The sequence below is a fragment of the Streptomyces sp. NPDC055632 genome (assembly GCF_053618675.1).
The window spans coordinates 49,438-59,472 of record NZ_JBSHHY010000026.1; the positions used below are offsets into that span (position 1 = coordinate 49,438).

10 protein-coding genes are annotated in these 10,035 nt (G+C 74.0%); all 10 read left to right on the top strand.

The annotated features are described in order from the left end of the window. Positions 1 to 24: 24 nt before the first annotated feature. From ACWGSR_RS27635 to ACWGSR_RS27680, 10 genes are read left to right on the top strand one after another with little or no spacing between them, the layout of a single operon-like run. A complete protein-coding gene (locus tag ACWGSR_RS27635) occupies positions 25 to 732 on the top strand; it encodes an SAF domain-containing protein (RefSeq protein WP_376243423.1) in 708 nt (235 codons plus the stop codon). Next, on the top strand, positions 732 to 1,577 hold the full coding sequence (locus tag ACWGSR_RS27640; protein ID WP_453569971.1) for a hypothetical protein: 846 nt from the start codon (positions 732 to 734) through the stop codon (positions 1,575 to 1,577). Before ACWGSR_RS27635 ends, ACWGSR_RS27640 begins: the two co-directional genes overlap by 1 nt. Then, a complete protein-coding gene (locus ACWGSR_RS27645; protein WP_453569974.1) occupies positions 1,567 to 3,087 on the top strand; it encodes a CpaF family protein in 1,521 nt (506 codons plus the stop codon). The genes ACWGSR_RS27640 and ACWGSR_RS27645 overlap by 11 nt, the downstream gene beginning before the upstream one ends. Next, complete coding sequence (locus tag ACWGSR_RS27650) at positions 3,087 to 4,007, top strand: type II secretion system F family protein (RefSeq protein WP_453569977.1); 921 nt, start codon at positions 3,087 to 3,089, stop codon at positions 4,005 to 4,007. Before ACWGSR_RS27645 ends, ACWGSR_RS27650 begins: the two co-directional genes overlap by 1 nt. Continuing rightward, complete coding sequence (locus ACWGSR_RS27655; protein ID WP_453569980.1) at positions 4,004 to 4,888, top strand: type II secretion system F family protein; 885 nt, start codon at positions 4,004 to 4,006, stop codon at positions 4,886 to 4,888. The genes ACWGSR_RS27650 and ACWGSR_RS27655 overlap by 4 nt, the downstream gene beginning before the upstream one ends. 38 nt (positions 4,889 to 4,926) lie before the next feature. Next, complete coding sequence (locus tag ACWGSR_RS27660) at positions 4,927 to 5,166, top strand: hypothetical protein (RefSeq protein ID WP_453569983.1); 240 nt, start codon at positions 4,927 to 4,929, stop codon at positions 5,164 to 5,166. 25 nt (positions 5,167 to 5,191) lie between these two features. Beyond that, positions 5,192 to 5,599, top strand: coding sequence for a TadE/TadG family type IV pilus assembly protein (locus ACWGSR_RS27665; RefSeq protein ID WP_453569986.1), 408 nt, complete (start codon positions 5,192 to 5,194; stop codon positions 5,597 to 5,599). Then, on the top strand, positions 5,599 to 6,060 hold the full coding sequence (locus ACWGSR_RS27670; RefSeq protein WP_453569988.1) for a TadE family protein: 462 nt from the start codon (positions 5,599 to 5,601) through the stop codon (positions 6,058 to 6,060). The genes ACWGSR_RS27665 and ACWGSR_RS27670 overlap by 1 nt, the downstream gene beginning before the upstream one ends. Then, positions 6,057 to 6,497: a hypothetical protein gene (locus tag ACWGSR_RS27675; RefSeq protein WP_453569991.1), complete on the top strand. Its 441-nt coding sequence runs from the start codon at positions 6,057 to 6,059 to the stop codon at positions 6,495 to 6,497. Before ACWGSR_RS27670 ends, ACWGSR_RS27675 begins: the two co-directional genes overlap by 4 nt. A gap of 5 nt (positions 6,498 to 6,502) precedes the next feature. Then, positions 6,503 to 9,907 carry a LysM peptidoglycan-binding domain-containing protein gene (locus ACWGSR_RS27680; RefSeq protein ID WP_453569994.1) on the top strand — a complete coding sequence of 1,135 codons (3,405 nt, stop codon included), beginning with the start codon at positions 6,503 to 6,505 and terminating at the stop codon, positions 9,905 to 9,907. Positions 9,908 to 10,035 lie beyond the last annotated feature (128 nt).

Sequence of the window (10,035 nt, forward strand, 5' to 3'; positions counted from 1 at the left end):
AGACGAAGGCGAGAGCGAGAGATCGTGAGCAAGACGACGGCCCTTCCGGCCGGCACGGGCCAGGTGCCCGCACAGCCGACGCCCCTTCAGGTTCCGGGTGCGGCGGTCGGGTTCCGGGCGAGGCGGCGGCGCCCGGGCATGTACGCGCTGGCCATCGCGCTGATCGCGGCGGGCGGCGGCGGCGGGCTCCTGGCCTTTCAGGCGACGGGGGAGCGCACCCCGGTCCTGGCCGTGGCCAAGGGCGTCGAGGCCGGTGACGTCATCAAGGATTCCGACCTCATCGAGGCCCAGGTCCAGCTCGACCCCGCGCTCAAGCCGGTGCCAGCCGCAGAGCGGGCGAAGGTGGTCGGCAAGCGGGCCTCGGTCGCGCTGACGCCGGGCGCACTGCTGACCCAGGGGCAGGTCACCACCCGCACGCTGGTCAAGCCGGGCGAGCGGCTGGTCGGTATCGGGCTGAAGACCTCGCAGATGCCCGCGAGCCGTCTCTCCCCGGGCGACAAGATCCTCGTCGTCTCCACCCCCGCCGACGGGCAGAGCACTGCGGGCAAGGACGGCGAGGGCGCCGGTCCGCAGACGATCGCCGCGCGGGTCGTGCGGGTGGGGGAGAAGTCGCAGACGACCGGCGAGCAGGTCGTCGACGTCGCGGTGCCCTCGCAGTTCGGGCCCGTCCTGGCCGCGCAGGCGGCGACCGGGAACGTGGCGCTCGTCGTGGACGGTCCGGGGGAGTCCTGATGGCTGTGATCACCCTGGTCGGTCTGCCCGGCGCCCCGGGCGCGACGAGCACGGCGCTCGCGCTGCTGCGCACCTGGCCGTTGGAGGAAGGCCGGCGCCTGGTCCTGGCGGAGTGTGACCCGGACGGCGGAGCGGTCCTGCCCGGCGCGCTGCAGAGCGCGGTGGCCGCCGACCGCGGCCTGCGCAACCTGACGGAGTCCGCCCGTACCCAGGATCTGGTCACCGCGTTCTGGCCGCAGCTGATCGCCCTGGAGAACGATGAGAAGCGCTCCGAGCGCAACCGGCTGCTGCTGCCGGGGCTGACCGCGATGCACCAGGCCTCCAGCCTCACCCCGGTCTGGGGACAGCTCGCCGACCTGTTCACCGGGATCGAGGCCCACGGCCACGACGTCTTGGTCGACCTCGGCCGCAGCGGGGCGTTCGGTCCGGCCGGTGTCCTGGCGCTGCGCGCGGACGCGGTCCTGGTGGTGATGCGCGGCACGCTGCGCAGCATGCACGCCGCCCGCTCCCGCCTCCAGGCCCTGCGCACCCTGATGGACGGCGACACCGGCCAGGGGGCGGGCGCGCTCGGCGTCCTGCTGATCCGCCAGGGCCCCTACGGCACCCGCGAGGTCCAGGACGAGCTCGGGGTCCGGGTGGTGGCCACCCTGCCCTACCGGCCCGAGGAAGCCGCCGTCCTGTCCGACGGCGCCCCGGAGGGCCGCGGTTTCATGTCGTCGAAGCTGATGAGCGCCGCGCGTGATGCCTCGACCCCGGTCCGGCAGCTGGTCGCCACCCGGCGTGCCCGCCTGGCCTCCCCGCTTCAGCAGCGGCTGCTGAAGGGAGTGGTGCCCGGTGCGCGCTGACCCGATGTACCCCGCCCCCATCCCGCCGCCCGCCGCCCCGTCCCGGGCGCCGGCTCCCGCCTCCGGGCCGGCCGCCATGGCGCCGCCGGGCCGTCCCGGCGGTGTCTACGATCCGCGCCTGGGCGGACAGGCCGCGACCCCGGCGATGATGGGCCCGGCGGCCGTGCCGCAGGTCCGGGTCGACGCCCGCGCGGCCGGTGAGATCAAGCGGCAGGTCAACGACCTGCTGCTGGCCGAGGCGAAGCTGAACACCGGCCTGGCCGGGCGGGTGCGCGAGCAGCGGGCCCGGGCGCTGATCAACGAGCGGGTCGCGGTGTGGGGGGATGCGGCCCGCACCTCCCGGACGGTCACGGCCGCCGAGGAGCAGCAGCTGGCCGCCCTCGTCTTCGACATGCTCTTCCGCTCCGGCCGCCTCCAGCGCCACCTCGACGACCCGCGCGTGGAGGACATCTGGATCAACGGCCACGACCGGGTGTTCCTCAAGTTCTCCGGCGAGGGCGAGCCCGTCGCGGCTGACCCGGTGGCCGAGTCCGAGGAGGAACTCCAGGAACTCGTCCGCGACCTGATCCGCACCAGCGGGCAGTCCGGCCGCACCTTCTCCACCGCCTCACCGGATGTCGCGCTGCGCCTGCCCGACGGCTCCCGCCTCCAGGCCCTGCACCCGGAGATCACCGGGGAGCGCACCTTCGTCACGATCCGCCGCCACCGCCTCCAGGACGCCACCCTGGAGGATCTCGTCCAGGCCGGCGCCATGGACGGCACGATCGCCAGCCTGCTGCGGGCCTGCGTACGGGCCCGGCGCAACATCATCGTGGTGGGCGAGCAGAGCAGCGGGAAGACGACACTGATGCGGGCGCTGCTGCGGGAGATCCCGCAGCACGAGCGGTTCGGCACGATCGAGACCGAGTTCGAGCTGTGGGCGCACCAGAACGGCTACCACACGCAGGTCGTGCCGATGGAGGCCCGCGAGTCCAACGGCGAGCGCGTCGACGGCCGCGCGGTCGGCGAGATCACCCTGCTCGACCTGATGTACCGGGCCAAGCGCATGTCTCTCAAGCGCGTGGTGGTCGGTGAGGTCCGCGGCCCGGAGATCACCGCGATGATGCAGGCCCTGACCAGCGACCGGCCCGGCTCCATGTGCACGATGCACGCCTCCGAGCCGCACGTCGTCTTCGACCGCATCGCCGAGCTCTACCTCCTGGCCCGCGGCAACTTCTCCGAACAGCTGGCCTACCGGCAGATCGCCAACGGCCTGCACTTCGTCGTCTTCATGTCCGTCGACGAGTCCGGCCCCGCACCCCGCAGGCTCCTCTCCCACATCTGGGAGATCACCGGCATCGGCGAGAACGGCCGCCCCGCCTACAACGAGATCTTCCGCCCCGCCTCCGAGGACGACCCGCGCGCCGTCCCGGCCGCCCCGCTCTCGCCGCGCTCGCGCCGGCGCCTGGAACTGGCCGGGTTCGCCACCCACGTACTGGATCAGGCCGCGGCCTGGAACGGGGGACTGTGATGGGCGCCCTGTGGTGGACCCTGTGCGGCGCGCTGCTCGCCGGCGGCCTGGTCGCCGCCGCCGTCGCCACGATCGGCACGACCGCCCCCAGGGGCCAGGGCCATGCTGCCCGGTGGCGGGCGCAATGGTCGGGCGGCCCCGACGGGCACAAGCGCGCCGCACGGCGCCGCGTCCTGCTCGCGGCCGCCGGCGTCACCACCGCGCTGGTGTGGCTGATCACCGGCGTGTTCGTCGCCGCCCTCCTGCTCGGTGCCGCCGTGATCGGCGTGCCGTGGCTGCTGAGCTCCGCCTCCTCGGCCAAGGGCCGCATCACCAAGCTCGAAGCGCTCGCCGACTGGACCCAGCGCCTCTCCGAGATCCTGCGCCTGGGCTTCGCCCTCGAACAGGCCCTGATCACCAGCCGGAAGAACCCGCCCCCGGCCATCGCGGACGAGGTCGGCGAACTCGCCGACAAACTCAAAGCCGGCTGGCTGCCCGTCGACGCGCTGCGCGACTTCGCCGGCCGCCTCGACGACGTCACCGGCGACAAGGCCTGCGCCGCCCTGATGTTGTGCGCCACCGACCCCGGCCCCGGCCTCGCCCAGGTCCTCGAAGACGTCGCCGCCCAGGTCCGCGAGGAAGTCGCCGCACGCCGCAAGATCGAGGCCGACCGCGCCAAGTCCCGCACCGCCATGCGGACCATGACCCTGATCTGCCTGGCCCTGGTCCTGGCCGGGTTCCTCATCCCCTACACCGCCCCCTACGCCACCCTCCTCGGCCAGCTCGTCCTCGCGCTGCTCGGCGCCGCGTTCGCCGCGGTGCTGTGGTGGACCCGCAGGCTCGCCAGCCACCAGCCGACCCCCCGCTTCCTGATCAACGACCCCCGAAGCCGCGTCAAGCAGCCGGGCCCCACCGAACCCGTGGAGGTGAGGTCCGCATGAGCCAGACCGCCCTGATCGTCTGCGGCGCCGCCACCGGCGCGGGTATCGCCCTGCTCGTGCGCGAACTCGTCCCCGCCGCACCGCGCCTGGGCCCCGCGCTGCGCCGCCTCGACCCGCCCCCGACCCGGCCCGGCGACCAGCCCGCCGGCCGCACGAGCGCCGCCAGTACCGCCTGGGCCGGATCCCTGGCCGAGCGGATGCCCGGCCGCATTCCGCGCGCCGACCTCGACCTGCTCCACCAGAGCCCGGAACAGTTCGTCACCAACAAACTCGCCCTCGCCCTGCTGGGCCTGCTCGTCCCGCTCGTCCCCTCGGTCGGCTGGGCGCTGATGGGCCTGCCCGTCCCCCTGGTCATCCCCGCCGTCGCTGGCCTGCTGCTCGCCGCCGTCCTGTGGTTCGTGCCCGACTGGGCAGTCGCGAGCGAAGCGGCCAAAGCCCGTACCGAGTTCGCGCACGCCGCAGCCGCCTGGATGGACCTGGTCGCCACCCGCATGGCCTCCAACGTCGCCGCCGACCAGGCCCTGGAAGACGCCGCCCGCATCGGCCAGGGCTGGGCCTTCCTCCGCATCCGAGAAGCCCTCCTGCGCGCCCGGACGGAGAAGTCCTCGCCCTGGCAGGCGCTCGCCGACCTCGGCACCCAGCTGCGCCTGCCCGTCCTCAATGACGTCGCCGACATCATGCGCCTGTCCTCCGACGACGGCGCCTCCGTCTACGACACCCTGCGCAACCGCGCCAAGGGCCTGACCAACGAACTGCTCACCGCCGAGGCCGCCCGCGCGAACGCCGACAGCGAAAAACTCCACACTCCCGCCGCGCTCCTGGCCGTGATCGTCATGATCGCGGTCGCGTTCCCGGCGGTCCTCAACGTCTTCTCCATCTGACCCACATCGTCCGCACGACCCGAAAGGGGACTCCCACCATGAAGACCAACCCGCTGCTGCGCGCCCAGGCCGCCATGACCGCTCGCGCCTGGGCGATCCGCTCGCGCCTCGAAGAGGTCCACCAGGAGGCCAAGACCCAGGGCGACCGGGGTGACAGCCCGATCTCCACCGTCGTCATCATCGTCGCCGCCGTCACCGGAGCCCTCCTGATCGCCGGAGGCCTCGCGGCCGCGTACGCGCGGGCCAACGGCAAGCTCGGCAGCGTCCTCGGCGGCTGAGCACCCACCCAGGACACACGCCGCCATGTTCCTCTCCCTCGCCCCCGCCGACCGGGACAGGGGATCGTCACCGATCCAGGTGGCGATCCTCTTCCCGGTCATCATCCTGCTGCTCCTCGCGCTCACGCAGGGCTTCCTGGCCGCCTACGCCCACAACGCCGCCGCGACCGCCGCCCGCGAAGGTGTCTCCGCCGGCCGCATGTACGGCGCGGGACCGGGGGAGGGGGCGGCCAAGGCCCGTTCGGCGATCACCGCGATCGGCGGCAACGTCCTGGTCGGCGCCAGCGTCTCCACCGCGGGCAGCAGCGCCGACCGCATCAGCATCACCGTCCGCGGCCGCGCGATCTCCCTCGTTCCCGGTATGGGCGGCTGGCCGGTCACCGCCTCCGCGTCCGGCCCCGTTGAGCGGTGGACCACCGCAGGAGACCGATGATGCGCACCCACCTCAACCGCCTCCGCACAGCTCTACGACACGGCGCCGACCGGGGCGACGCCGCGATCGAGGCGACGATCGTCATCCCCCTGCTGATCGCGATCGTCCTGGCTGTGCTGGCCGGCGCCCGCCTGTCCATGGCCGGGCAGAAGACCGACGCCGCCGCCCAGGCCGCCGCCCGCGCCGCCTCCCTCGAACGCACCCCCGCCGCCGGACAGGCCGCCGCCCAGCGCGCGGCCGCCGACGCGCTCGGCCGCCGCAGCCAGAGCTGCACCTCCACCCGCGTCACCACCGACACCAGCGGCCTGTCCGCCGACCTCGGCCAGGTCTCCTCCGTCACCGTGACCGTCTCGTGCACGGTTCCCCTGGGCGACCTGTTCCTCCTTGGCGGCGGCCCCGGCGTACGGACGATGAGCTCCTCCTTCACCTCGATCGTCGACGCCTACAGGGAGCGCGGATGAATCCCAAGCCCCCCACCGGACACAGGCGCTGGACGACGGACGACCGCGGTGCGGTCTCCCCCTTCATCGCCATCGTCACCGTGCCTCTGCTCCTGCTCGGCGGCCTCCTCGCCGTCGACGCCTTCGGCGTCACCCGCGCCCACGAACGCACCGACGGCATCGCCGTCGAAGCCGCCCGCGCCGCCGCCCAGGCCGTCGACCCCGCCCGCGCCGTCACCGGCGAAGGCGTCGCCGCCGATCCCGCCCGCGCCGCTGCCGCCGCCCGCACCTACCTCGCCAAGGCCGGCGCCACCGGCACCGTCTCCGACGGCGGCCGCCGCATCACCATCCGCGCCACCGGCACCTACCGCGGAGTGTTCGCGCCGAAAACCTGGACCGTCCACGCCACCAGCTCCGCCACCCTGCTGCACGGCACGATTCGACCCGCGAAGGACTGACGCCGATGCCCGCCTCCCGCCCCGGCACCGCACGGCGCCTGCTACGCGCCCTGCTCTGCGCCGTCGTCCTGACCGCGCTCCTGGCCGGCCTGCCCTGGCTCCTCTACGCCACCACCACCGCCGTCTGGAGCCCGGGCACCGAAGCCCTGGCCCACCTGTTCACCCGCCAGGACACCGGCGCCGCCTTCATGCTCGCCCTGTGCGCGATCGGCTGGATCGCCTGGGCCTCCTTCACCCTCTCCGTCCTGCTGGAGATCCCCGCCCAGCTCCGCGGCCGCCGCGCCCCCTCCCTGCCCGGACTGCGCCTGTCCCAGCGCGCCGCCGGCACCCTCGTCTCCGGAATCCTCGTCGCGATCGCCTCCAGCACCCTCGCCTCCGCGACCCCCGCCCTCGCCACCCCCGCCAGCGTGAGCGCCGAAGCCGCCCGCCCGGCCACAGCGGTGACACCTGCTCAGGACACCGCCACGACAGCCGGCACCAACACGGAGCGGACGGCGGAGCGCACGTACACGGTCCGCGACACCCGGCCCGCCGAAAGCCTGTGGAGCATCGCGGAGAAGCTCTACGGCCACGGCGAGCTCTACACGAAGATCGCCGAGGCGAATGAGGGCCGCACGATGCCGGGCGGGACCACCTTCCGTGCCGACGCCCCCATCCAGCCCGGATGGGTCCTCACCCTCCCCGACACCCCCCGCACCGACGTACCCGAACCCCCCGCCCGGCCGACCGGCGCCTCGGCCTACACGGTCCGGGGCGGAGACACCCTGTGGAAGGTCGCCGAAGACCAGCTCGGCGACGGCGAGCGCTACGAGGAACTCTTCGAAGCGAACGAAGGCGCGCGCCAGCCGGACGGCAGCCGCCTCACCGACCCCGACGAGATCCAGGCCGGCCTGACCCTCACGCTCCCCCCGGCGGCCGCGCCACCGAAAACCCCCGGCACCGCCACCCCGCCGCCCGCCTCCTCCCCCACCGACGACCGGCCCGCCGGCCCGGATGCGACCCCGCCCGTCCCAGTGCCGAGCTCCTCCGCACGGCCGGGCAGCACCCCCACCACCGACGTCCCGAAGACGCCGCCCGCCAGCGTCACCCCGAGCGCGAAACCGATCCCGACCTCTCCGGCGAAGCCGTCCTCCCCGGTGGCGACGACCCCAGCCCCGGCCGTACCTGCCCAGCCGGGCAAGACCGCCCCGCCCGCCGCCACACCGGCTCCCGAGCGTCCGGCCGCATCCGCTTCGCCCGCGCCCGAAACGGCCCGGGACACCGAGGACACCGACGAGACCGGAGTCGGGGACATCGTCGGGGAGGCCGTCTCGATCGGGATGCTCGCCGCCGGCGGCCTGCTGATGACCCTCGGACTCAAGCGCATGCTCCAGCGGCGCCGCCGCGCGCCCGGCGAGCTTCCCGAGACCGCCGACACCGCCGCCGAGCAGGCCCTGCACGCGACCGCCGACCCCGGCAGCATCGAACTCCTCGACCTCGCCCTGCGCACCCTCGCCCACCACGCCGCCGAAGACGACCACCCGCTTCCGGCCGTGGCCGGAGCCCGGATCACCGCCCGCACCGTCGAACTCCTCCTGCCTGAGACCGACGACGATGACGGCGAGAGCGACAGCGGGCAGGTGCCCGCCCCGTTCACCCAGGACGGCCCGGGCCGCTGGGCACTGGACCGCACCCAGCCCCTCCTCGACGCCGACACCGCCTCCCGCGTCCCCGCCCCCTACCCCGGCCTGATCACCCTCGGCACCGACCCCGACGGCAACCACCTCCTGATCAACCTGACTGTCGTCCGCGTCCTGCTCCTGGACGGCACCCCCACCGCTGTACGCGACACCGCCCGTGTCCTGGCCCTGGAAGCCGCCACCAGCACCTGGAGCGACCACTCCGAGATCATCACCGTCGGCCTCGGCGACCAGCTCCCCCCGCTCCTGCCGCAGAGCCGGATGCGTGCCGTCCCCCGCCTCGCCGCCGCCCGCGCCGACCTCGCCGAACTCCTCTTGGAACAGCGCCAGACCGCCGACGGCGAGGACGCTCCCGTCCGCCTGCCCTGGACCTTGGTGTGCGCCGCGGAGATAGACGAGGACGAGGCCCGGCTGCTGGCCGACACCCTCACCGCCGCCCGCGACCTGCCCGTCGCCCTGGTCGTGCCTGCCCAGGGCACCAGCGGCGCCTTCGGCGCGTTCGACGACGCCGTCCACCTCGCCGTCGGCACCACCAGGACCCAGTACGTCGACGTCCTGGACGCCGACCTGCTCGTGCAGTCCCTGCCCGAGACCGACTACGAGGACTTCCTCGACCTGCTGCGCCAGGCCGAAAAGCCCGCCCGGCCCGCTGAAGGCCCGTGGAAGGCGGTCCCGCCCGTCCACATCAGCCTCACCGACGCCGACGGATCCGCGACTGGCCCCGCCGCCCTGCCCTCCACGCCGTTCGCGGCCTTCACCGCGACCCGGCCCCTGGCCTCCGTCCCGCCCCTGCCCGCACCTGCGACCGCGCCCGCGCCCGAAAAGCTTGAGGTGTTCCCCCCGACCCCGCCCTCTCCGGGCGAAGACGCGGCGCACACCGCAGCCGACACCCCGGCGGGGGAGAGCAAGCCGTCCACGACCCAGGAACCCAGCAGCACCGACACCACCATGACCCCGCCCACCACCGAGCCCGAGTCCGGCACACGGGAGCCGGCCGAGCCGGTCGACCTGCACGCCCCCGAGGTCCAGGTCCTCGGGCCCGTCACTGTCACCGGGATCGCCTCCACCGGCCACGGCCCGAAGCTCGCCCAGCTCGCCGCCTACCTCTACTTCAAGCCCGGCGAGCCCGACACCGTCCGCGAGGCCATGGACCCGCGCTCGCCCTGGTCCAAGCCCACCTTGCAGACCCGGATCTCGCAGCTGCGCAACCAGCTCGGCACCGACCCGGACGGCGCGCTCTACCTCCCCAGGGACCGCACCGGCATCTACCGGCTGTCGCCCAAGGTCCGCTGCGACTGGGACCGCTTCACCACGCTCGCCGAACGCGGCCTGACCAAGGGCCCCTCCACCGGCATCGGCGACCTGGAGGCCGCCCTTGCCCTTGTCCGCGGCTACCCCTTCGGCACCAACCCGCCCGCCTGGGCCGCCGCCCGCGTCCAGGAGATCCTCGTCCGCATCACCGACACCGCCCACACCCTCGCCACCTGGCACCGCACCGGCCCCCGCCCCGACCTCGACGCCGCCCGCCGCGCCGTACGCCGGGGCCTCGACGTCGACGACAGCGCTGAGCTCCTCTACCGCGACTGGATGCTCATCGAGGACCAGGCCGGCAACCACCAGGGCATCCGCGCCGCCTACGACGCCATCAGCGCGGTCAACCGGCGCCTCGACGTCAGCACCGAACCCGAGACCGACGACATCTACGAACGCCTCGTCACCCGCAGCGCCTGACTCGACAGACCACGAAGAGGGGGCCCGCGCCGATATCGGCGCGGGCCCCCCCCACTGGATGGCCCAGGGCCGGAAAAACGACCAAGAGGGAGAGAGGCGGAACTCGCCCGGCGGGGGAGAATACAGCG

Bases quoted from the DNA above. Each gene is read 5' to 3' on its own strand.
- ACWGSR_RS27650 (WP_453569977.1), top strand. From the start codon at position 3,087: ATGGGCGCCCTGTGGTGGACCCTGTGCGGCGCGCTGCTCGCCGGCGGC.
- ACWGSR_RS27670 (WP_453569988.1), top strand. From the start codon at position 5,599: ATGCGCACCCACCTCAACCGCCTCCGCACAGCTCTACGACACGGCGCC.
- ACWGSR_RS27660 (WP_453569983.1), top strand. From the start codon at position 4,927: ATGAAGACCAACCCGCTGCTGCGCGCCCAGGCCGCCATGACCGCTCGC.
- ACWGSR_RS27675 (WP_453569991.1), top strand. From the start codon at position 6,057: ATGAATCCCAAGCCCCCCACCGGACACAGGCGCTGGACGACGGACGAC.
- ACWGSR_RS27665 (WP_453569986.1), top strand. From the start codon at position 5,192: ATGTTCCTCTCCCTCGCCCCCGCCGACCGGGACAGGGGATCGTCACCG.
- ACWGSR_RS27680 (WP_453569994.1), top strand. From the start codon at position 6,503: ATGCCCGCCTCCCGCCCCGGCACCGCACGGCGCCTGCTACGCGCCCTG.
- ACWGSR_RS27655 (WP_453569980.1), top strand. From the start codon at position 4,004: ATGAGCCAGACCGCCCTGATCGTCTGCGGCGCCGCCACCGGCGCGGGT.
- ACWGSR_RS27640 (WP_453569971.1), top strand. From the start codon at position 732: ATGGCTGTGATCACCCTGGTCGGTCTGCCCGGCGCCCCGGGCGCGACG.